At 69.7% G+C, this 20992-nt stretch carries 18 protein-coding genes; 9 read left to right on the top strand and 9 right to left on the bottom strand.

The window, feature by feature from the left end:
- Positions 1 to 18 precede the first annotated feature (18 nt).
- Positions 19 to 987, bottom strand: a complete 969-nt coding sequence (locus tag V8Z80_RS17895) for a Bug family tripartite tricarboxylate transporter substrate binding protein (protein ID WP_336062991.1) — start codon at positions 985 to 987, stop codon at positions 19 to 21.
- 250 nt (positions 988 to 1237) lie between these two features.
- Between V8Z80_RS17895 and V8Z80_RS17890 the strand changes: the two genes are divergently transcribed.
- Together V8Z80_RS17890 and V8Z80_RS17885 are read left to right on the top strand one after the other, a co-directional pair.
- Positions 1238 to 2101 (top strand): IclR family transcriptional regulator, encoded by an 864-nt coding sequence (locus tag V8Z80_RS17890; RefSeq protein WP_336062990.1) that lies wholly within the window; start codon positions 1238 to 1240, stop codon positions 2099 to 2101.
- Between the two features lie 24 nt (positions 2102 to 2125).
- Positions 2126 to 3685, top strand: a complete 1560-nt coding sequence (locus tag V8Z80_RS17885; RefSeq protein WP_336062989.1) for an acetolactate synthase large subunit — start codon at positions 2126 to 2128, stop codon at positions 3683 to 3685.
- Positions 3686 to 3704: 19 nt separating this feature from the next.
- Here V8Z80_RS17885 and V8Z80_RS17880 read toward each other — a convergent pair whose 3' ends face one another.
- The 5 genes from V8Z80_RS17880 to V8Z80_RS17860 all read right to left on the bottom strand — a co-directional run bounded on the left by V8Z80_RS17880 (position 3705) and on the right by V8Z80_RS17860 (position 9394).
- On the bottom strand, positions 3705 to 5333 hold the full coding sequence (locus tag V8Z80_RS17880) for a DHA2 family efflux MFS transporter permease subunit (RefSeq protein ID WP_336062988.1): 1629 nt from the start codon (positions 5331 to 5333) through the stop codon (positions 3705 to 3707).
- Positions 5330 to 6514, bottom strand: coding sequence for an efflux RND transporter periplasmic adaptor subunit (locus V8Z80_RS17875; protein ID WP_336062987.1), 1185 nt, complete (start codon positions 6512 to 6514; stop codon positions 5330 to 5332). The genes V8Z80_RS17880 and V8Z80_RS17875 overlap by 4 nt, the downstream gene beginning before the upstream one ends.
- Positions 6504 to 7934, bottom strand: coding sequence for an efflux transporter outer membrane subunit (locus tag V8Z80_RS17870; RefSeq protein WP_155197175.1), 1431 nt, complete (start codon positions 7932 to 7934; stop codon positions 6504 to 6506). Before V8Z80_RS17870 ends, V8Z80_RS17875 begins: the two co-directional genes overlap by 11 nt.
- A gap of 96 nt (positions 7935 to 8030) precedes the next feature.
- Positions 8031 to 8507, bottom strand: coding sequence for a MarR family winged helix-turn-helix transcriptional regulator (locus V8Z80_RS17865; RefSeq protein ID WP_336062986.1), 477 nt, complete (start codon positions 8505 to 8507; stop codon positions 8031 to 8033).
- A gap of 32 nt (positions 8508 to 8539) precedes the next feature.
- Complete coding sequence (locus V8Z80_RS17860) at positions 8540 to 9394, bottom strand: DMT family transporter (protein WP_336062985.1); 855 nt, start codon at positions 9392 to 9394, stop codon at positions 8540 to 8542.
- A gap of 100 nt (positions 9395 to 9494) precedes the next feature.
- On the opposite strand from V8Z80_RS17860, the gene V8Z80_RS17855 reads away from it, so the two are divergent.
- From V8Z80_RS17855 to V8Z80_RS17845, 3 genes are all read left to right on the top strand, one after another.
- Positions 9495 to 10475: a DMT family transporter gene (locus V8Z80_RS17855; protein WP_336062984.1), complete on the top strand. Its 981-nt coding sequence runs from the start codon at positions 9495 to 9497 to the stop codon at positions 10473 to 10475.
- Between the two features lie 51 nt (positions 10476 to 10526).
- Positions 10527 to 11513: a quinone oxidoreductase family protein gene (locus V8Z80_RS17850; protein WP_336062983.1), complete on the top strand. Its 987-nt coding sequence runs from the start codon at positions 10527 to 10529 to the stop codon at positions 11511 to 11513.
- A gap of 215 nt (positions 11514 to 11728) precedes the next feature.
- Positions 11729 to 11956, top strand: a complete 228-nt coding sequence (locus V8Z80_RS17845; protein ID WP_336062982.1) for a YgdI/YgdR family lipoprotein — start codon at positions 11729 to 11731, stop codon at positions 11954 to 11956.
- A gap of 101 nt (positions 11957 to 12057) precedes the next feature.
- Here V8Z80_RS17845 and V8Z80_RS17840 read toward each other — a convergent pair whose 3' ends face one another.
- Positions 12058 to 13071 carry a class 1 fructose-bisphosphatase gene (locus V8Z80_RS17840; RefSeq protein WP_155197171.1) on the bottom strand — a complete coding sequence of 338 codons (1014 nt, stop codon included), beginning with the start codon at positions 13069 to 13071 and terminating at the stop codon, positions 12058 to 12060.
- A gap of 46 nt (positions 13072 to 13117) precedes the next feature.
- A complete protein-coding gene (pepN, locus tag V8Z80_RS17835; RefSeq protein WP_336062981.1) occupies positions 13118 to 15823 on the bottom strand; it encodes an aminopeptidase N in 2706 nt (901 codons plus the stop codon).
- Between the two features lie 137 nt (positions 15824 to 15960).
- On the opposite strand from pepN, the gene V8Z80_RS17830 reads away from it, so the two are divergent.
- Positions 15961 to 16614 (top strand): DUF4136 domain-containing protein, encoded by a 654-nt coding sequence (locus V8Z80_RS17830; RefSeq protein ID WP_155197377.1) that lies wholly within the window; start codon positions 15961 to 15963, stop codon positions 16612 to 16614.
- 53 nt (positions 16615 to 16667) lie between these two features.
- Here the strand turns inward: V8Z80_RS17830 and V8Z80_RS17825 are convergent, their stop codons facing one another.
- Positions 16668 to 17027: an H-NS histone family protein gene (locus V8Z80_RS17825; protein ID WP_155197379.1), complete on the bottom strand. Its 360-nt coding sequence runs from the start codon at positions 17025 to 17027 to the stop codon at positions 16668 to 16670.
- 195 nt (positions 17028 to 17222) lie between these two features.
- Between V8Z80_RS17825 and V8Z80_RS17820 the strand changes: the two genes are divergently transcribed.
- The 3 genes from V8Z80_RS17820 to aroG all read left to right on the top strand — a co-directional run bounded on the left by V8Z80_RS17820 (position 17223) and on the right by aroG (position 20915).
- Positions 17223 to 18041, top strand: coding sequence for a carbon-nitrogen hydrolase family protein (locus V8Z80_RS17820; RefSeq protein WP_155197380.1), 819 nt, complete (start codon positions 17223 to 17225; stop codon positions 18039 to 18041).
- 74 nt (positions 18042 to 18115) lie between these two features.
- A complete protein-coding gene (gene tldD / locus V8Z80_RS17815) occupies positions 18116 to 19573 on the top strand; it encodes a metalloprotease TldD (RefSeq protein WP_336062980.1) in 1458 nt (485 codons plus the stop codon).
- 271 nt (positions 19574 to 19844) lie between these two features.
- Positions 19845 to 20915, top strand: coding sequence for a 3-deoxy-7-phosphoheptulonate synthase AroG (gene aroG, locus V8Z80_RS17810; protein WP_336062979.1), 1071 nt, complete (start codon positions 19845 to 19847; stop codon positions 20913 to 20915).
- Positions 20916 to 20992: the final 77 nt, after the last annotated feature.

Genomic DNA, 20992 nt, shown 5'->3' with positions numbered 1-20992 from the left:
GCCGCCCGCCTGCCTGTCCTACTGCACCTGGATGTTGGCCTGCTTGACCAGCTGTTCGATCAGCGGCTTTTCGTTTTCGATCTGGGCCGTCAGTTCCTGGGCCGTGCCCTTGCGCGGCTCGATGCCCATCTTGCCCATGGATTCGACCACCTTGGGATCGGCCAGCGTGGCGGCCAGCGCGGCGCGCAGCTTCTCCAGCGCGGGCTCGGGCGTGCCCTTGGGCGCGACCAGGCTGAACCAGGCGGTCATTTCGTACTCGGGATAGCCCAGTTCGGCCAGCGTGGGCAGCTCGGGCAGGATGCTCATGCGCTCCTTGCTGGTAATGGCCAGGACCTTGACCTTGCCGGCCTGGACCTGCGGCATGCCGGTGCTGACCATGTCGAAGAACAGGTCCACGTCGCCCTGGATCAGTACCGGCAGCGCCTGCGTCGCGCCCTTGAACGGCACGTGCAGCATGTCGGCGCCCGATACCTTCTTGAAGTACTCGGCGGCCAGGTGCGAGGAAGTGCCCGGGCCGAAGGAAGCGAAGGACAGCTTGCCGGGATGCTGCTTGGCGTAATCCACCAGCCCCTTGGTGTCGTCGAAGGCGGTCTTGGGGCTGGCCAGCAGCACCAGCGGGCCGATGCCCACCATGCCGATGGGCGCGAAGCCGTCCGGATCGTAGGGCAGCTGCTGGTACAGGTAGCGGTTGGTGACCAGGGTGGAGTTGGTGGCCATCAGGATGGTGTAGCCGTCGGCATTGGCGCGGCTGACATAGGAAGCGCCGATATTGGTGCCGGCGCCGGCCTTGTTCTCCACGATCATGCTCTGGCCCAGTTCCTTGGCCATGCGCTCGGCCAGCACGCGGGTCAGCGTGTCGGTGGCCCCGCCGGCGGGAAACGGCGAGACGACCGTGACCGGGCGGCTGGGGTAGTCCTGCGCGAGCGCGGGAGCGGCGGCGGCGCAGGCCAGCGCCAGGGCAATGCTTCGAAGTCCGTAACGCAACATAAAAATCCCCTTGTTTGTCCAGGATGGCGCGGCAGCGCCGTCGCCAGGCAGCCGCCGTGCCGTTGCCGGCCCTGCGTCCTGTCCGGCCCGTCCGCCGTCGCCGGACATGCGTGCAGCTTTCATCCGGCGGCGAACTGGCGGACCGAACGCTCGGCAAACTGCCAGCTTTCGTTTAGAATTCCGTCATACGGAATTTGGTTTTATTTTACCCGCGTCGCTCCCGCACGCAAACCTCGGAATAGGCCGGACCATGCCGCTTTCCTCTCGCGTTGCCCGCCGGCCCAAGACCGGGGCGGGCGCCGACCTCAGCCAGCCGGCCCGCCGCAAGCGTGCGCCGGCCGAAGGCCTGCCCGATGCGGCGGCCGACTCGCCCGACTTCATCACCGCCCTGGCGCGCGGCCTGCAGGTGCTGCGCTGCTTCCAGCCGGGCGTCGCCGCGCTGGGCAACCAGGACCTGGCGCGCCTGACGGGCTTGCCCAAGCCCACCCTGAGCCGCATCACCTATACGCTGACCAGCCTGGGCTACCTGCGCTATCACGCCGACAGCGGCAAGTATTCGCCGGGCTACGGCGTGCTGGCCCTGGGCTACGGCCTGCTGGCCAACCTGGAGGTGCGGCAGCTGGCGCGCCCGGGCATGGAGCAGCTGGCGCAAGAGACCGGGGCGGCCGTGGCGCTGGGCACTTTCGACGTCGACGCCATGCTTTACGTGGAAGCCGTGCACGGCTCTTCGGCGCTGTACCTGCGCCTGCCGGTGGGCTATCGCGTATCGCTGGACAGCGCCATGGGGCGGGCCTACCTGGCCGGCCTGGCGCAGCCCCGGCGCGAGGCGCTGCTCGAGCGCCTGGGCACGCGCGCGCCCTCGCCCGAGACCGTCGCCCGGGCGTGCGCCGAGCAGCGCGAATCGGGCTGCTGCTTCGCCATCGGCGACTGGCAGGCCGGCATCAATGCCGTGGCCGTGCCGTTCACGCCCGTGACCGGCGAGGGCCGTTTCGTGATGAGCGTGGGCGGGCCGGCCTCGCTGCTCCCGCCGGACGCGCTGCGCGAGCGGATCGCGCCGCTGCTGCGCGAGACCGCGGGCCGCCTGGGATCCATCCATCCAAGCAACGAACTTTGAAACCATCGGGGAAATGACCATCTCATGAACGGAGCCGACCACCTCTGCGCGACCCTTCTGGCCAACGGCGTGGACACCTGCTTTGCCAATCCCGGCACCTCCGAAATGCACTTCGTCGCGGCGCTGGACCGCGAGACGCGCATGCGCTGCGTGCTGGGGCTGTTCGAAGGCGTGGTGACCGGCGCGGCCGACGGCTATGCGCGCATGGCCGACAAGCCGGCGGCCACGCTGCTGCACCTGGGGCCCGGCCTGGCCAACGGCCTGGCCAACCTGCACAACGCGCGGCGCGCCTTCACGCCCATGGTCAACGTGGTGGGCGAGCACGCCAGCTACCACCTGCAATACGACGCGCCGCTGACCAGCGACATCGAAAGCCTGGCGCGTCCCATGTCGCATTGGGTCAAGCGCAGCGGCGGCGCCGCGTCGGTGGGCGCGGACGCGGCCGAGGCGGTGCGCGCGGCGCGCCAGGGCCAGGGCCGGATCGCCACGCTGATCCTGCCGGCCGACGCGGCCTGGGGCGAGCTGCCGGCCGATACCGCCGCGGTCGTGGCCGCCGCGCCCGATGCGCCGGCCCCCATCAGCCCGGAGTCGGTGCGCGCGGCCGCCCAGGCCCTGCGGTCGGGCCAGCCGGCCATGATGATGCTGGGCGGACTGGCCTTGCGCGAGCGGCCGCTGGCCGTGGCCGGGCGCATCGCCCGCGCCACCGGGGTCAAGCTGGTCACCGAGACGTCCAACCGCCGCGCCGAACGCGGCGCCACGCGCACGCCGGTGGACCGTTTTCCCTACCCGCTGGGCGCGGCGCTGGAAAAGATCCAGGGCATCAAGCAGCTCGTGCTGGTGGGCGCGCGCGATCCGGTGGCCTTTTTTGCCTATCCCGGCAAGCCCAGCCTGCTGGCGCCGGCCGACTGCGCGCGCACGCTGCTGGCCCACCCGGACCAGGACCTGACCCAGGCGCTGGAATGGCTGGCCGACGAGCTGGGCATCGCGCCCGATGCGCCCGGCCTGCAAGCGCCCGCGCCGCAGACCGAGCTGCCCGTGCAGGGCAGGCTCGACAGCGCCGCGGTGGGCCGCCTGCTGGCCGCCAGGCTGCCCGAGCACGCCATCGTCTGCGACGAATCCATTACCCAGGGCCGCGAGTTCCCGGCGCTGAGCCAGGCCTCGGCGCCGCACGACTACCTGCAGCTGACCGGCGGCTCCATTGGCATCGGCCTGCCGCTGGCCACCGGCGCGGCCGTGGCCTGCCCGGGCCGCAAGGTCATCGCCCTGCAGGCCGACGGCAGCGCCATGTACACGGCGCAGGCCCTCTGGACCCAGGCGCGCGAGAACCTGGACTGCCTGACCATCATCCTGGCCAACCGCAGCTATGCCATCCTGCACGGCGAGATGAAAAGCATGGGCGTGACCGAGCTGGGCCGCAATGCCCGCCGCATGCTGGACCTGGACGAGCCGGCGCTGGACTGGGTCCACCTGGCGCGCGGCATGGGCGTGGAGGCGGTGCGCACGGACACCGTCCAGGCCTTCGCGCAGGCCCTGGCGGCGGGGTTGGCGCGGCAAGGGCCTTTCCTGATCGAGGCCGTCATCTGAGCCGGCGGCGCGCCCGCGGCTAGTGCGCCCCGGCGGCCGCCTCGCTGGCGCCCGCGCCGCTTTTGCCGCGCGGCGGGCGGGCCAGCCACACCATTGCGACCAGCGCCACGAAGACCAGCGAGGAGGCGTAGAACACGTCCAGCGCCGACAACGTATAGGCCTGCGTGTCGATCATGCGGTCCAGCGAAGCCAGCGCCTGCTCCGGCGACAGGCCGTGGGCCTGCAGCCCGGACAGGGCCTGGTCGAAGGCGGGCCGGCCGGGCCGCGCCACTTCGACCAGGTGCGCGTGGTGCATCACGGCGCGGTCTTCCCACAGCGTGGTGGCGATCGAGGTGCCGAAGGCCCCGGCGGTCAGCCGCAGGAAGTTCGATAGCCCCGAAGCGGCGGGAATGCGGCCAGGCTCCAGGCCCGATAGCGTGATGGCGGTCAGCGGCACGAAGAAGGCCGCCATGCCCGCGCCCTGTATCAGCGTGGGAATCATCAGCGCGCGGATGTCGGCCTGGGTGTTCAGCCCGCTGCGCATGAAGAACACCAGCGCAAAGATCAGGAAGGCGCCGGTCACCAGCAGGCGAGGGTCGTGCGTGCCCACCAGCCGGCCCACCAGCGGCGTGAGCAGGATGGCCAGCAGCCCTACCGGCGCGGTCACCAGGCCGGCATAGGTGGCCGTGTAGCCCATGTTGCTTTGCAGCCAGAGCGGCAGCAGCACCACGCCGCCGAAGAACACGCCATAGGCCACCGCCAGCGTTACCGCGCCGATGGTGAAGTTGCGCTGCACGAACAGCCGCAGGTCCACCACCGGGTGCGCCTCGGTCAGCTCCCAGATCAGGAAAACGACGAAGGCGGCGAAGGACAGCGCCGCCAGGCCCTGGATCACCGGGCTGGCGAACCAGTCCAGCTCCTTGCCCTTGTCCAGCATGATCTGCAGCGCGCCCACCCACACCACCAGCAGGCCCAGGCCCACCCTGTCGATGGGCAGGCTGCGCGTGGCCGATTCGCGGCCGCGGTAGATGCGCCAGCTGATCCAGGCCGCCAGCAGCCCCACCGGCACGTTGATGTAGAAGATCCAGGGCCAGGTGTAGTTGTCCGAGATCCATCCGCCCAGCAAGGGGCCGGCCACCGGCGCCACCAGCGTGGTCATGGCCCAGATGGCCAGCGCCATGCCGGCCTTCTCGCGCGGGAAGCTGGCCAGCATCAAGGCCTGCGACAGCGGGATCATGGGGCCGGCGACGGCCCCTTGCAGCACGCGGAACAGGATCAGCGCCTCCAGCGTGGGAGAGAAGCCGCACAGCCACGAGGTCAGCACGAACAGCAAGGTGGAGGCCAGGAACAGCCTGACTTGTCCGAAGCGCTGGGTCAGCCAGCCCGTCAGCGGCACGGTGATGGCGTTGGCCACGGCGAACGAGGTGATGACCCAGGTGCCTTGGCTGGTGCTGACCCCCAGGTCGCCCGATATGGTCGGGATGGAGACGTTGGCGATGGAGGTGTCCAGCACGTTCATGAACACCGCCGAGGACAGGGCGATCGAGCCGGCGATGCGCAGTCCGCCCTGCAGCGGCGGATAGGTCCGGGGCGCGGCGCTGGCCGGACTGTCCTGGCCCTGGCGCGGGGCTGCGGCGCTGGCGCCTTCGGGCGGCCGGGCGGTGTTCATGAGTGCAGGTTCTCCTCGATGATCCGCGCCACCAGCGCGTCGGCTTCCTCGCTGCGGGCCTCGAAGACCCGGGTGGACAGCGCCGCGGCGCGCGGCGCCCCGGCCTGGGCGGGCGTTTCGGAGACGTCCACCTCGACATTCATCGACAGGCCCACGCGCAGCGGGTGCTCGCGCACGGCTTGCGGATCGAGCGCGATGCGCACCGGCACGCGCTGCACCACCTTGATCCAGTTGCCGCTGGCGTTTTGCGCCGGCAGTAGCGAGAACGCGCCGCCGGTGCCGGCCTCCAGGCCCGCGACCACGCCTTCGTAGACCACCTCGCCGCCATACAGGTCGGCCACCACCTTGGCGCGCTGGCCCACGCGCATCTTGCGCAGCTGGTTTTCCTTGAAGTTGGCCTCGACCCAGACCTGCTCCAGCGGCACGACGGTCATCAGCGTGGTGCCCGGCGCCACGCGCTGGCCCACCTGCACGCTGCGCTGCGCGACCATGCCGGCCGCCGGGGCGGGCAGGGTGGTGCGCGCAGCGTCCAGCCAGGCCTGCCGCAGGGCGGCCGCGGCCTGGCGCACGTCGGGATGTTCGGCCACGGTAGTGCCCTCGGTCAGCGCCTGGTTGGTTGCCAGCTTGGCGCGCGCCGCCTCCAGCTGGGCGCGGGCCTGCGCCAGGCCGGATTGCGCGGCCTTGAGCGCTGTTTGCGCATGCAGCAGCTCCTCGCCGCTGACCCCGCCCGTGCGGGCCAGGGACTGGCGCCGCTGCACGTCGCTGCGGGCGCGCGCCAGTTCGGCCTGGGCGCGGTCGATGTCGGCCTGGCGCACATCCACGTCGGCCTGCAGGGCCTCGTTCTGCACGTACAGCGTGCGCACCTGGCGCACCGCCTGGGCCAGGCGCTCGCGGGCCTGCTGCAGCGCGACCTGCGCATCGGCCGGATCGAGCCGCACCAGCGCCTGGCCGGCCTGCACCAGGTCGGTATTGTCGGCTTCGATGGCCACCACCGTGCCCGGTATGCGGGCGGTGATCTGGACCAGGTTGCCGTGCACGTAGGCGTCGTCGGTGGATTCCAGGCGCGAGGCCACCAGCAGCCACCAGGCGCCGTAGGCGCCGGCCAGGACGAGCAAGGCCAGCGCGGCCAGGAGCAGCAGCCGCTTGCGGGCGGCGGGACGGGGAGCGGGACTAGTGTTCATGATGGGGGCAGGGAAGTGTTGCGGTGGATGCTTGGGATGGGCTGTAGCCGCCGCCCAGCGCATAGGCCAGGTCGGCGTCCAGGCGATAGGCGCGCATGCGCAGTTCGGTGGCGAGCTGGCGCTGCTGCAGCACGCCGTCCTGCGCCAGCAGCACCGACAGGTAGTCGCCCAGGCCGTTGCGATAGCGGTCCAGGGCCAGCGCGTACGCCTGCTCGATGGCCTGTTGGGCCTGCGCCTGGGCGGCGCGCTCTTCGCCGATCAGGCGCAGGCCGTCCAGGGCGTCGGCCACCTGGCGGACCGCGGTCAGCACGGTTTCGTTGTAGTCGGCCACAGCCAGGTCGCCTTGCGCGCGGGCATTGCCCAGCGCAGCATTGCGCCGCCCGCCGTCGAACAGCGGCAGCTCGATCACCGGGCCGATGCCGGCCATGCGGCTGCCCGCCTCCAGCAAGGTGCCCGTGCCCAGCGAGCCGAGCCCCACGAAGGCGGCCAGGTTGACGTTGGGATAGAAGGCGGCCTGGGCGCTGGCCACGTCGTGCCGGCTGGCCTGGGCGCGCAGCCGCGCGGCGACGATGTCGGGGCGATGCGCCAGCAGCGCCAGGGGAACATCCCGCGGCGCGGCGGGCGGCACGGCTGCCAGATCGGCCGGGCCGATGGTGCGCGCCAGGTCCGGGCCGGCGCCGGCCAAGGCCGCCAGCTGGTTGCGCAAGGCGGCGATGCGGGTGCGCACCTGCACGGCCTGCACGCGCGCCTGGGCGTGGGCGGACTGGGCCTGCCGGGCCTGGACCTGGGTGTCCAGGCCGGCCTCGAAACGTTCCTGGGCCAGGCGCGCCACGCTTTCGCGCTGCGCCACCGTCTCCTGCAGCACGGCCTGCTGCGCATAGGCGGTCTGCAGGTTGAGGTAGCTTTGCACCACGGCGCTGGCCAGCATGGCGCGGGCCGCCTGCGCGTCGGCCTGGGCCGAGGCCAGCCGCGCCTGCTCGGCCTGCCGCGCCTGGCGGCGCTTGCCCCAGAAGTCGATCTCGTAGTCGAAGTCCAGCGACAGGCTGTTGTCGGTGCCGACCGAGCCGGCCAGCGGCTCGGGGATCGCGCCGTTGGCCGTATAGCGCTGGCGCGTCAGCGTATAGGCGGCCGAGACTTGCGGCAGCTGCGCCGCCCGGGCCTGTCGCAGCGCGGCGTTGGCCTGGGCGATGCGGGCTTGCGCGGCCAGCATGCCGGGACTGCCGGCCATGGCCCGCGCCACCAGCGCATCCAGCTGTGGATCGCCGTAGCGCCGCCACCAGCGCAGCTCGGGCCATTGCACGGCGGTGTCGCGCAGGCCCAGCGCCTGGGCCTGCACAGGACTGGCCGGCGGCTGGCCGGGCTCCATGATCGCGCAGCCGGCCAGCACCAGGGCAAGCAGGGAAATCGGTAGGGCTTTCATGCTGACAATTGGCTTAAAATCATTGATCGGTCTGTATCTGACTAGTCAGTTAAATGGCGAAAAAAATAGGCCGAGGAAATCGGCGGACCTGGCCCTTCAGCCCGGACAGCTGCCGTTGGCGATCATGCGCCGCAGCAGGCCCGACAGGGTTTCGGCCTCTTGCACGGTAAAGCCGCGCAGGTGCGGGTCCAGCGCGCGCGCGAGCACCGGCGGGATCTGCGCACAGGTGGCCAGCCCGGCTTCGGTGATTTCCAGCCTGACCACGCGCCGGTCCTCCTGGCAGCGCACCCGCCTGAGCAGGCCCTTGCTTTCCAGGCGGTCCAGCGTGCGGGTGATGGCGCCGGTATCCACGCCAGCCAGGCGGGCCAGTTCGGCCGGGGTTTCGGCCTGGCGCTTGGCGATCAGCAGCAGCGGGCGCCACTGCATGGCGGTCAGGTCCAGCGGCGCCATTTCGCGGTCGACCATGCGCGTGATCGACTGGTAGACCTGCTTGACCAGCAGGCCGATGCTTTCCTCGGACAGGCAGTGCTGGTCCGTCTTGAACGGCGGCGATGAAGGGGCTGGGCGGGACATGGAGGGCAATTTAATTGCCTAGGCAGTAATTGTCAAGCGGCCTTGGCCCGGCTGGCCAGGCCGATGGCGAGCACGATCAGCAGCCCGCCGGCGATCATCCGCGGCGAGGGCACCTGCGCGAACAGCGCCCAGGCCACCGCGATGGCGTACACCGGCTCCAGGGCGATGATCACGCCGGCATCGCGCGCCTTGACCCAGCGCAGGCCCGAGACGAACAGAAAGTGCGACAGGCCGGTGCAGAACACGCCCAGCATGGCCAGCCAGAACCAGTCGCGCGGGGCCACGGCGGGCAGCTGGGGCAGGGCGAAGCCGGCCAGCGCCGCGCACACGAACAGGTTTTGCCACCAGGCCACCTGCACCGCATCCATGCCGGCCGCGCTGTGCCGGTTCAGCACGGCCAGCAGCGAAAAGGCCAGGCCCGAGGCCAGGCCCCAGGCCAGCCCGCGCGCGCCGGCGTCGGCCCAGTCGTAGCTGGGCACCACCAGCACCAGGCCGATGGAGACCAGCGCCAGCACGCCCCATTCGAGGGCGCGGATGCGTTCGCGGTAGAACAGCCCTTCGAGCAGGGTGGTGAAGGCCGGAAAGCTGGCAAAGCCCAGCGTGGCGACGGCGATGCCGCCCACCTTGACGGCGACGAAGAAGGTGACCCAATGCAGCGCCAGCAGCAAGCCGCTGGCTGCGAGCCGCCCCAGGCGGGAAGGATCCAGCCGCTGGCGCAGCCTGCGGCCCTGCCAGCGGGCCAGCGCCAGCAGCGCCGCCACGGCGAACAGTGCCCGGCCGAAGGTGATGACCGCCGCGTCGGCCTGGATGAGCTCCCCGAAAACGCCCGTCAGGCCGAACAGGACGGCGGCGATGTGCAGTTGGAGCAGGGCGTAGCGGCGGTTCATGCTGGTCCCATGACGCGTTGCGTCTCGGCAGGCGCCGCCCGCGAAGGCGGCCAACCTAAAATCATCGCATGAATCGATCCCGCACCCCGAGAGTCCCCCGGTGAACGCCAGGACCACCGGCATCATCCTGGCCGCCGCCGGCGCGATTCTCTTTGCCGGCAAGGCCATCGTGGTCAAGCTGACCTATCGCTACGACGTGGACGCGGTCACGGTCATCGCCTTGCGCATGCTGTTCTCGCTGCCCTTCTTCCTGGCCATCGGCTGGTACGAGGCCCGGCGCGCGCGCCGCGGGCAGCAGCCGCGGCTGAGCCGGCGCGATGCGGCGCTGCTGACCGGGCTGGGGCTGCTGGGCTACTACCTGTCGAGCTTTCTGGATTTCATCGGGCTGCAGTACACCTCGGCCGGGCTGGAGCGGCTGATCCTGTTCCTGTCGCCCACCTTCGTGCTGCTCATCACGGCGGCCTGGCTCAAGCGGCCCATCGCGCCGGCGCAGTGGCTCGCGCTGGCGCTCTCGTACGCGGGCGTGATCATGGTTTTCGCCCAGGATGTCTCCTTCGGCGGCGAGCACGTGGTGCGCGGCTCGCTGTTCGTGCTGGCCTCGGCGCTGACCTATGCCTTGTACCTGATCGGTTCGGGCGAACTGGTCGCCAAGGTGGGCTCGACGCGGCTGGTGGCCTATGCCATGACGGTCTCGTGCTTCGCCTGCCTGGTCCAGTTCTTCGTGGTCCACGGCACCTCGCAGATCGTCCAGCCCTGGGGCGTGTACGGCTGGTCCATGGTGCACGCGGTGGTCAATACCGTGCTGCCGGTCTTCATGATCATGTGGGCCGTGGCCCGCGTGGGCGCGCCGGTGGTCTCCCAGGTCGGCATGATCGGGCCGGTCTCGGTGCTGTTCCTGGCCGCCTGGATGCTGGGCGAACCCATCACCGCCTGGCAGCTGGCCGGCACCGCGCTTGTTACTGTTGGGGTTTTTTTCATCGCCGGGCCGCCCCAAGATGAAAAAGCGGCCCCCTCGGGGGGCAGCAAGCCGAAGGCGCAGCGTGGGGGAAAATTTACATTGAGTGTGCGCCGAAAGCGGTAAATTGCCGGTTTGCCCGCCACCTTCGCGCGGGAGCCGATCAAGGAGACATCCATGGCAGAAACAGTGAAGGCCATCCGCATCCAGCGGCATGGCGGCCCGGAAGTGCTGGAGCTGGTGGACGTGCCGCTGCCCCCGCCGGCCGAGAACGAGGTCACCATCCGCCAGCGCGCGGTGGGCCTGAACTACATCGACCTGTATTTCCGCACCGGCCTGTACGAGCATCCGCTGCCGCACGGCCTGGGCTTCGAGGCTGCCGGCGTGGTCGAGGCGGTCGGCGCCCAGGTCGGCCACCTGAAGGTGGGCGATCGCGTGGCCTATGGCCAAAGCCCGCTGGGCGCCTATGCCCAGGCCCGCAACGTGCCGGCGCACCAGGTGGTGCGCCTGCCCAAGGGCATCGATTTCGAGGACGCCGCGGCGCTCATGCTCAAGGGCCTGACGGTGCAGTACCTGTTTCGCCAGACCTACCGCCTGCAAGGCGGCGAGACCATCCTGTTCCACGCCGCGGCCGGCGGGGTCGGGCTGATCGCCTGCCAATGGGCGCGCGCGCTGGGCGTCAAGCTGATCGGCACGGTTTCCAGCCCCGAGAAGGCGGCCCTGGCGCGCGAGCACGGCGCCTGGGAAACCATCGACTACTCGCGCGAGAACGTGGCCGAGCGGGTCAAGGAGCTGACCGGCGGGCGCAAGGTGCCGGTGGTGTACGACGGCGTGGGCAAGGACACCTGGGAAGCCTCCCTGGACAGTCTGGAGCCGCGCGGCTTGCTGGTCAGCTTCGGCAACGCCTCGGGTCCGGTCGCGGGCGTGAACCTGGGCATCCTGGCGCAGAAGGGCTCGTTGTACGTGACCCGGCCCACCCTGGGCACGCACGTGGCCACCTTGGAGAAGCTGCAGGCGGCCGCCGACGAGCTGTTCGGCCTGGTCCAGAAAAAGAAGATCAAGGTACGCATCGACCAGCGTTATCCGCTGGCCGAGGCGGCCCAGGCGCAGGCCGCGCTCAGCAGCCGCAAGACCACCGGCGCGACCGTGCTGACACTGGACTGAACGCGGCCCGGCCCGGGCCGGCCGGGCGTGGCGCGCCGCCAACGACCGGCGGGCGGCGCCCGTATCGGGATATTGCGGCATGTGCCATGCCGGGCCGCCGCCCCAGGAAGGGGACGGCGGCCATTTACAGTCGCTAAGCCTTTCAGCGCATCCGTAACCCCGGCTGGCGGCCCGCCGGCCAATAATGGGGTCGCCATCCACTACGGAGAAAGCTGATGACGCTGAAGATGAAGACGCTGACCTTGACGTTCGTGCTCGCCGGCGCAGGCCTGGTGGCAGGCTGCTCCTCGCCCTCGGTCATTACCAAGACCGACGGATCGCGCACGGTCACGTCGGACGAGCCGGACTTCGATCGCTCCACCGGCACCTACCGCTACGAGGAAAACGGCCGCCAAGTGCAGGTCAACAAGGACAGGGTCGACCGCGTCGAAACCCTGGACTGACATCCGGCAGCGCGATGCGGCCGGCGCCGCCCCGGCGCCGCGGCAAACGGGCCCTGCGCAAGCCGGGCCCGTTCGTTTTTCGGCGGACGGGCAAGCAGCCCCTATTGCGCCTCGCGGTGATACTGCACCACGCGCTCGACCTCGTTGCGCGAACCCAGTACCACGCCCACGCGCTGGTGCAGCTTCTCGGGCTGGATGTCCAGGATGGGGCGGCAGCCGTCGTAGGCCGCGCCGCCGGCCTGCTCGACGATGAAGCTCATGGGATTGGCTTCGTACATGAGGCGCAGCTTGCCGGGCTTGCCCGGTTCGCGCGCATCCCAGGGGTACATAAAAATGCCGCCGCGGGTCAGGATGCGGTGCACGTCGGCCACCATCGAGGCGATCCAGCGCATGTTGAAATCCTTGCCGCGCGGGCCGGTCGTGCCGGCCAGGCACTCGTCGATGTAGCGGCGCACCGGCGGCGCCCAATGCCGCATGTTCGACATGTTGATGGCGAACTCGCGCGTGTCGGCGGGGATCTGGATGTCCTCGTGCGTCAGGACCCACGAGCCCATTTCGCGGTCCAGCGTAAAGCCCACCACGCCGTTGCCCACCGTCAGCACCAGCATGGTCTGCGGGCCATAGACGGCATAGCCGGCCGCTACCTGCTGGCGCCCCGGCTGCAGGAAATCGGCCTCGCCGACCGCGGCGCCGGCCACGTGCTGCGGCGCGCGCAGCACCGAGAAGATGGTGCCGATCGACACGTTCACGTCGATGTTGGACGAACCGTCCAGCGGATCGAACAGCAGCAGGTGCTCGCCCTTGGGATAGCGGTTGGGGATGGCGTGGATGGTCTCCATCTCCTCGGAGGCCATGGCGGCCAGGTGGCCGCCCCATTCGTTGGCTTCGAGCAGGATCTCGTTCGAGAGCACGTCCAGCTTCTTCTGCACCTCGCCCTGGACGTTCTCGCTTTGCAGGCTGCCCAGCACCCCGCCCAGCGCGCCCTTGCCCACGGCGTGGCCGATGGATTTGCAGGCGCGCGCCACCACCTCGATCAGCAGGCGCACTTCGGGGTCGACCGCCTTGGCCAGGCGTTGCTGCTCGACCAGGTATTGCGTAAGGGTTTTGCGTTTCATCGTTGTCGTCGGATTATCGCGTTGGCTAAACAGGGGAGGGCGCCGTTCAGATGTCCAGCGCCTTGGAGACGATCTCGCGCACGTTGCGCGACAAGCCTTCGTGCGCGCGCACCCGCTGCAGCGCCTGCTGCATCGGCGTGCGCAGGCGCGCCACGTGGCGCGACCAGTTGTCCAGCGCGCGCGCCAGGCGCGCGGCCACCTCGGGGTTGAGCGCGTCCAGCGCAAGCACCTGCTCTGCCCAGAACGCATAGCCCTTGCCGTCGTCGCGGTGCCAGCCGCCGGGGTTGTTCAGGCAGAACTGGAAGATCAGCGAGCGCGCGCGGTTGGGATTGCGCAGCGTGAAGGCCGGATGGGCCATCAGGCCCTGCACGGTTTCCAGGCTGGTGCTGCGCGCGGTGGCCTGCAAGGCGAACCACTTGTCCACCACCAGCGGATCGTGCTGGTAGCGTTCGTAGAACGCTTGCAGCAGGGCTTGCACGGCATCGCCGCGGCCTTCGTTGGCCAGGGCCGCGAGCGCGCCCAGCCGGTCGGTCATGTTGCCGGCCTGGCGGTATTGCGTTTCGGCCAGCGCCTGGTGCGCCGGCGCGTCCGCCGCCAGCAGGTGGGCCAGGGCCAGGTTCTTGAGGGCGCGCCGGCCGCTGGGGCCGGGAGCGGGCGTATAGGGCCCCTCGGTGCGGCTGTCCTCGTAGGCCCGCAGCCAGTCCGCCTGCAGGCGCCGGCCCAGCTCGGCGCGCACGAAGGCGCGGGCGGCGGCCAGCGCCGGCGGATCGATCTGGTCCATGCGCTCGGCCAGGGATTTTTCCGAGGGCAGCGCCAGGGCGCGGGCGCGATAGGCGGCATCGAGCTCGGGATCGCGCAAGGTGGCCTGCCAGGCCCGCACGAACAGCTCGTCCAGCGCCATGTCCTGGCCACGCTGGTGCCGGGCGGCGTTGTCCAGGACGCGCCGCACCGCCAGCTCCTGCCCGGCTTCCCAGCGGGCGAAAGGGTTGGGGTCGTGCGCGAACAGCAGGGCCAGCTGCTCGTCGGTCCAGTCGTACTCGACGATGACCGGGGCCGAGAAGTCGCGCAGCAGCGAGGGCACGGGCGCTTGCGCGATGTCCTGGAAGGTCCATTGGGCCGTGGCTTCTGTCAGCTCCAGCAGCACCGTGCCGGCCGGGGCGGCATCGCCCAGCGTCAGCGGGATCTCGCGGCCCTGCGGGTCGAGCAGGCCCAGGGCGAAGGGGATGTGCAGCGGCGGCTTGGCGGCCGATTTGGCCGCATCCAGCTTTTCGACGCCCACGGCGGGATTGCGCTGGGTCAGCGTGACCGTGCAGCGCCGCGCGGCGGCGTCGTGCGCGATGCGGACCTGCACGCGCGGCGTGCCGGCCTGTTCGTACCAGCGCCGGAACACCGACAGGTCGCGGCCCGGGTTCTGCCGCCGGTAGACCGATTCCATGGCGTCGACGAAGTCGTCGCAGGTGACGGCCTGGCCGTCGTGGCGGCGGAAATACTCGTCCATGCCCGCGCGAAAGCCCGCCTCGCCCAGCAGGGTGTGCTGCATGCGGATCACCTCGGCGCCTTTCTCGTAGACCGTGGCGGTATAGAAGTTGCCGATCTCCTGGTAGCTCTCGGGCCGGATCGGATGCGCCATGGGGCCGGCGTCCTCGGGAAACTGCGCGGCGCGCAGCGTGGCGACGTCGTCGATGCGCTTGACCGCCCGCGCGCTGGCCGCGGCCCTTGCATCCAGGCCGCGCGCCATCATGTCGGCGGTGAACTCCTGGTCGCGGAATACCGTCAGGCCTTCCTTGAGGCTGAGCTGGAACCAGTCGCGGCAGGTGACGCGGTTGCCGGTCCAGTTATGGAAGTACTCGTGGCCGATGACCGCCTCGATGGCCAGGTAGTTGGCGTCGGTGGCCGTGTCCGGGTCCGCCAGCACGTAGGCGGCGTTGAAGATGTTCAGCCCCTTGTTTTCCATCGCGCCCATGTTGAAGTCGCGCGCGGCCACCACCATGAAGCGGTCCAGGTCCAGTTCCAGGCCGAAACGTTCCTCGTCCCAGCGCAAGGCCCGCTCCAGCGATTCGAGCGCCCAGCCGGTCTGGTCCTCCGATCCCGGGTCGCTGTAGACCTGCAGCAACACCTCGCGGCCCGAGCGCGTGCGCAGCCGCCGTTCGCGGCAGGGAAGATCGCCGGCCACCAGGGCGAACAGGTAGCAGGGCTTGGGATGAGGGTCTTCCCAGACGGCTTCGTGGCGTGCGCCCGGCAATTCGCGCTCGGCCACCAGGTTGCCGTTGGACAGCAGCAGGGGATAGGCGCTGCGCTGGGCGCGCAGCGTCACGCGGTAGCGCGACATCACGTCGGGGCGGTCGGCAAACCAGGCGATGCGCCGGAAGCCTTCGGCCTCGCATTGGGTGAAGAAGGCGCCCCCGGAGACGTACAGGCCCATCAGGCTGGCGTTGCGGGCCGGATGGCACAGGCTGGCGATCTCGACCTGGGCGCTGTCGGCCAGCCCGCCGATGCGCAGCTCGCCGCCGGACAGCGTGTACTCGCCCTGGGCCAGCGCGCGGCCGTCCACCGCGACCGAGACCAGTTCCAGGTCCTCGCCCTGCAGCACCAGGGGCGCGGCGTCGTCCGGGTTCTTGCGCCGGACCTGCAGCCGCGCCAGCACCTTGGTGCTGTCAGGGTCCAGGTCGAACTCCAGTTCGATCCGGGGGATCTCGTAGGGATAGGGGCGGTAGTCGCCGCGGGCGATGGTGACGGGGGTATCCGTGCGCATGAGGCAATCTGTCCGAACGGTCCGGGAAAGCGCATTGTAGACCTGCGCGGTCTCGTTAAACTTTGAAGCGCAAGCGCTGTCCAAGCCTGGGTATCATGGGTTCGGGCGCACCGTGCGAAGCGCCCAGGAGCGATGCGATGTTCGATTCGGCCAAACGCAAGGCGGGCGTGCTGGCGTTGGCCGGCGCCTTGGGCGCGCTGGCGCTGGGGGCCGGCGCGCCGGCCGCCGGGGCCCAGGAGCTGGCGGCGCGGCAATGGCCGGCCGATGCGGTGGGCAAGACCTACCGTTTCGATGCGCCCGAGCCGGGCGTGGAGCAAACCCTGCAATACCAGAACCTGCGCGATACCGTGCGCGCGGCGATCGGCGCCACCGGCCTGGTCGAAACCCACGACGTGGCGGCCGCGCGTTTCGTGGTTTCTTTCAAGTATGGCAGCGAAAGGTCGACGGTCACGGTGGCCCGCCCGCGCGATCCCTTTTTCGATCCGTATTATCCGCGCGGCTATTACGGCCCGCACGGTTTCTTCGGCCACGGGCACCACGGCTGGGGGGTGGGAGCCGGCTACGGCTTTTACGGGCCGGCCTGGGAGCCGGTACGCACCCAGGTCGAGCGCGCCACGCTGACCGTGGAAATCCGCGACAACGACCGTAACGGCGCTGCCGTCTACCGCGCCGGCGCGGTGGCCACCGGGCGGCAGGCGGATCCGGCGCGGATTGCGCCCGCGCTGGTCCAGGCGATATTCGACGGTTTTCCCGCCAATAATGGCCGGACGCAGGAAATAGATTATCGCTAGCGCAGGAATCAGGCGGCGGCCCCGGCGGATCTGCCCGCCGGGCCGCGCCGGCGCTACTTGATGAGGAAGCTTTCGCGGCTGGCGCCTTGTTCTTCGGCGGCGGCCAGCCAGCGCGGCGGCTTGCCGCGCCCGCTCCAGGTTTCGCCGGTATCGGGATGGCGGTACTTGGGCGCGACCGGCTTTCTGGCCGCGGTGGCGCCGGCGGTCTTGCGCGGGCTGCGGCGGGGACGGGCCTTGCTGGAAAAGGCGGCGGCGATTTCTTCCGGCGTGATTTCGTATTCCCGCATCGATTTGACGATGGAATCGATCACCGGTTTGCGGCGGCGGTTCTGCAGGGCGTCTTTCTTTTTCTGCAGTTTGCTGATTTCACGTTCGAGTTTGGCTTGCAGGGCTGCGTAGGATTCGCGGGGCATTTATCATTCCTTGTTGGGGGAGGCCCGGTTTGCCGGGGTCTTATCTATCCTCGGGAGGAATTGTATAAGTAATGGGCGGCAATGTGCCGGGCGGGCCGGCTGGAAAATGTTTATTTTTGTATTAGACGGATCGGCACCTGTTTGCTTGATATTCACTTTGAATGGGATGTTATGGAAAATACAGCCTCCGGCGCCATGCGTAATTCCAACCATGCCGGTTTTCCGGTGGCCGCCATACAGATGGTTTCCACGCCCGGCGTGCAGGAGAATCTCGACCGCGCGGGCGCGCTGATCGCGCAGGCGGCGCAGGCGGGGGCGCAACTGGTCGCGCTGCCGGAATATTTCTGCTTCATGGGCCGCAGCGACCGCGACAAACTGGCGGTTTGCGAGGAGCCGGGCAGCGGACCGATCCAGGAGTTTCTCTCGGCCGCCGCCAGCGGCCACCGGATCTGGCTGGCCGGCGGCACGCTGCCTTTGCGCTGCCCCGATCCCGAACGGGTATTCAATACCCAGCTGGTGTATGGCCCGGACGGCGGCTTGCGCATGCGCTACGACAAGATCCACCTGTTCAATTTCAGCAAGGGCGAGGAGTCCTACGACGAATCGATCGCCATCCGCCCGGGCGGCCAGGTGCGCGCCTTCGACGCGCCTTGCGGGCGGGTGGGGCTGTCGGTGTGCTACGACCTGCGCTTTCCCGAGCTGTACCGGGCGCTGGGCGACGTCAGCCTGGTCCTGGTGCCGGCCGCCTTTACCTATACGACGGGACGGGCGCACTGGGAACTGCTGCTGCGCGCGCGCGCCGTCGAGAACCAGTGCTACGTGCTGGCCAGCGCGCAAGGCGGCAGGCATCCGAACGGGCGGCGTACCTGGGGCCACAGCATGCTGGTGGATCCGTGGGGAGAGGTGCTCGACGTCCTGCCCGAGGGCGAAGGCGTGGTTGGAGGTACCATAGACGCAGAACGCCTGCAGTCCGTGCGGGCCTCGCTGCCTGCCTGGCGCCACCGCGTCCTGTAATGGGCGATGCGCCGCCGGCGCGGCGGCAGCGCCACGATTCCAGGGCCCTGGCGCCCATTTAGCCGAACGAGTTGATGAAGCCTACCGATCCCGCCATTTCCAGCCTGGCTACCGCCAAATCCCTGCTGCTCGACCCCTGGGGCCTGACCGAAGCCGACATGGCCCGCGCGCTGGGCGAGATATTCACCCACAAGGTCGATTATGCCGACCTCTATTTCCAGTACACGCGCAGCGAGGGCTGGAGCCTGGAAGAAGGCATCGTCAAGACCGGCAGTTTCTCCATCGGCCAGGGCGTGGGCGTGCGCGCCGTCAGCGGCGAGAAAACCGCCTTCGCCTATTCCGATACCTTGTCGGCCGACGCCCTGCTGTCGGCCAGCCGGGCGGTGCGCACCATCGGCCGGCGCGGCGCCGGCAAGGCCAAGGTCGGGGCGGGCCCGGCGCTGCCGGGCGCGGCCCTGTATCCGGACCTCGATCCGCTGCTGACCCTGAGCGCCCCCGAAAAAGTGGCCCTGCTGGAGCGGGCCGAACGCATGGCGCGCGCCCGCGATCCGCACGTCATCCAGGTGATGGCCGGGTTGGGCGCCGAATACGACGTGGTGCTGGTGGCCGGCAGCGACGGGCGCCTGGCCGCCGACGTGCGCCCGCTGGTGAGGCTGTCGCTGACCGTCATCGCCGAACGCGCCGGCCGGCGCGAGATGGGCCATGCCGGCGGCGGCGGGCGTGCCGGCCTGGACTACTTCACCGACGACATCCTGCGCGGCTACGTCGAGCGCGCGGTGCACGAGGCCATGGTCAACCTGGAGGCGCGGCCCGCGCCGGCCGGCGAGATGACCGTGGTGCTCGGCTCGGGCTGGCCGGGCATCCTGCTGCACGAAGCGGTGGGCCACGGCCTGGAGGGCGATTTCAACCGCAAGGGCTCCAGCGTGTTTTCCGGCCGCATCGGCGAGCGCGTGGCCTCGCCGGGCGTGACGGTGGTCGATGACGGCACCCTGCCGGACCGCCGCGGCTCGCTGAACATCGACGACGAGGGCAACCCCACCCAGCGCAACGTGCTGATCGAGGACGGCATCCTGCGCGGCTACATGCAGGATTCGCTGAACGCGCGGCTGATGAAGACCGCGGCCACCGGCAACGGCCGGCGCGAATCCTTCGCGCATCTGCCGATGCCCCGCATGACCAACACCTACATGCTGGCCGGCGCCACGCCGCCCGAGGAAATCATCGCCTCGGTCAAGCGCGGCCTGTACGCGGTCAATTTTGGCGGCGGCCAGGTGGACATCACCAACGGCAAGTTCGTGTTCTCGGCCTCCGAGGCCTACATGATCGAGAACGGCAAGGTCACCTATCCGGTCAAGGGCGCCACCCTGATCGGCAGCGGCCCCGAGGCCATGAACCGGGTCAGCCTGATCGGCAACGACCTGGCGCTGGACAGCGGCGTGGGCACCTGCGGCAAGGACGGGCAGAGCGTGCCGGTCGGTGTGGGCATGCCCACCCTGCGCATGGACGGCCTGACGGTGGGCGGGACCGGGTAAGCCTGCCCGGGCCGCAGTGATGCGCGCGCAGGGTTTGGCCTGCGCCGATGGCGGGGCCGTAAAAATTCCGTGCTAATATCGGCCACTATGCAAAACGCGTTCGCCCGATTTTATTTTTACTTTTTTGGTTTTCCGATGCCGCTGGCGGAGGAAAGGGCGCGCCGTACCTGACGCATAACCCGATTCCCAAAAAAGCCGCCAGCTTGCTGGCGGCTTTTTTTATGCGCTGGCCCTGGCCCGACCCAACCCCTAGACAGCCTGGAGTTTTGCCGTGTCCCACAATACCGACGATCTGCGTATCCGAGAAATCAAGGAGCTTGCTCCGCCGTCGCACGCCATACGCGAGTTTCCCTGCAGCCCCGCCGTGGCCGACGTGGTGCACGGGGCGCGCCAGGCGCTGCATCGGATCCTGCACGGCATGGATGACCGGCTGATCGTCATTATCGGACCGTGTTCCATCCACGATCCGCGCGCCGCCCTCGAATACGCCCGGCGCCTGAAGGGCGAGCGCGAGCGCCTGGGCGCAGAGCTCGAGATCGTGATGCGGGTGTATTTCGAGAAGCCGCGCACCACCGTGGGCTGGAAGGGCCTGATCAACGATCCGGACATGGACGGCAGCTTCAACATCAACAAGGGCCTGCGCACCGCGCGCGAGCTGCTGATGCAGATCAACGAGCTGGGGCTGCCGGCCGGCTGCGAATACCTGGACATGATCACCCCGCAATACATCGCCGACCTGGTGTCGTGGGGCGCCATCGGCGCGCGCACGACCGAAAGCCAGGTGCACCGCGAGCTGGCCTCGGGCCTGTCGTGCCCGGTGGGCTTCAAGAACGGCACCGACGGCAATGTCAGGATCGCGGTCGATGCCATCAAGGCGGCTTCGCAGCCGCACCACTTCCTGTCGGTGACCAAGGGCGGCCACTCGGCCATCGTCTCGACCCAGGGCAACGAAGACTGCCACGTCATCCTGCGCGGCGGCAAGACGCCGAACTACGACGCGGCCAGCGTGGACGCGGCCTGCCAGGAGATCGCCCGGGCCGGGCTGGCCCAGCGCATCATGGTCGACGCCAGCCATGCCAACAGCAGCAAGAAGCCCGAGAACCAGCCGCTGGTGATGGACGACGTGGCGCGCCAGATCGAGGGCGGCGAGCAGCGCATCGTCGGCGTGATGGTCGAGAGCAACCTGGTGGGCGGGCGCCAGGACCTGGTGCCGGGCCAGCCCCTGGTCTACGGCCAGAGCGTGACCGACGGCTGCATCGACTGGGATGCCTCGGTGCAGGTGCTCGAGCGCCTGGCCAGGGCGATCCAGGCGCGCCGCGCGGCGCTCTCCAGCGGCAAGTAGGCGCGCCGGACATGGCCGGCGCGCCGGCGGCGCACCGGTATACTGAAGGTTTCATTCGCCGCGGCCCGGCCCTGCGG

It is taken from the genome of Orrella sp. JC864 (assembly GCF_037026685.1).
Lineage (GTDB): Bacteria > Pseudomonadota > Gammaproteobacteria > Burkholderiales > Burkholderiaceae_B > Orrella.
Note: the sequence above shows the minus strand (reverse complement) of the source record. Positions and strands in the feature narration are given on the sequence as shown.

Excerpts from the sequence above, each read along its gene's own strand:
- V8Z80_RS17895 (WP_336062991.1), bottom strand. The coding sequence starts at position 987 with ATGTTGCGTTACGGACTTCGAAGCATTGCCCTGGCGCTGGCCTGCGCC.
- V8Z80_RS17890 (WP_336062990.1), top strand. The coding sequence starts at position 1,238 with ATGCCGCTTTCCTCTCGCGTTGCCCGCCGGCCCAAGACCGGGGCGGGC.
- V8Z80_RS17885 (WP_336062989.1), top strand. The coding sequence starts at position 2,126 with ATGAACGGAGCCGACCACCTCTGCGCGACCCTTCTGGCCAACGGCGTG.
- V8Z80_RS17880 (WP_336062988.1), bottom strand. The coding sequence starts at position 5,333 with ATGAACACCGCCCGGCCGCCCGAAGGCGCCAGCGCCGCAGCCCCGCGC.
- V8Z80_RS17875 (WP_336062987.1), bottom strand. The coding sequence starts at position 6,514 with ATGAACACTAGTCCCGCTCCCCGTCCCGCCGCCCGCAAGCGGCTGCTG.
- V8Z80_RS17870 (WP_155197175.1), bottom strand. The coding sequence starts at position 7,934 with ATGAAAGCCCTACCGATTTCCCTGCTTGCCCTGGTGCTGGCCGGCTGC.
- V8Z80_RS17865 (WP_336062986.1), bottom strand. The coding sequence starts at position 8,507 with ATGTCCCGCCCAGCCCCTTCATCGCCGCCGTTCAAGACGGACCAGCAC.
- V8Z80_RS17860 (WP_336062985.1), bottom strand. The coding sequence starts at position 9,394 with ATGAACCGCCGCTACGCCCTGCTCCAACTGCACATCGCCGCCGTCCTG.
- V8Z80_RS17850 (WP_336062983.1), top strand. The coding sequence starts at position 10,527 with ATGGCAGAAACAGTGAAGGCCATCCGCATCCAGCGGCATGGCGGCCCG.
- V8Z80_RS17845 (WP_336062982.1), top strand. The coding sequence starts at position 11,729 with ATGACGCTGAAGATGAAGACGCTGACCTTGACGTTCGTGCTCGCCGGC.
- V8Z80_RS17840 (WP_155197171.1), bottom strand. The coding sequence starts at position 13,071 with ATGAAACGCAAAACCCTTACGCAATACCTGGTCGAGCAGCAACGCCTG.
- pepN (WP_336062981.1), bottom strand. The coding sequence starts at position 15,823 with ATGCGCACGGATACCCCCGTCACCATCGCCCGCGGCGACTACCGCCCC.
- V8Z80_RS17830 (WP_155197377.1), top strand. The coding sequence starts at position 15,961 with ATGTTCGATTCGGCCAAACGCAAGGCGGGCGTGCTGGCGTTGGCCGGC.
- V8Z80_RS17825 (WP_155197379.1), bottom strand. The coding sequence starts at position 17,027 with ATGCCCCGCGAATCCTACGCAGCCCTGCAAGCCAAACTCGAACGTGAA.
- V8Z80_RS17820 (WP_155197380.1), top strand. The coding sequence starts at position 17,223 with ATGCGTAATTCCAACCATGCCGGTTTTCCGGTGGCCGCCATACAGATG.
- tldD (WP_336062980.1), top strand. The coding sequence starts at position 18,116 with ATGAAGCCTACCGATCCCGCCATTTCCAGCCTGGCTACCGCCAAATCC.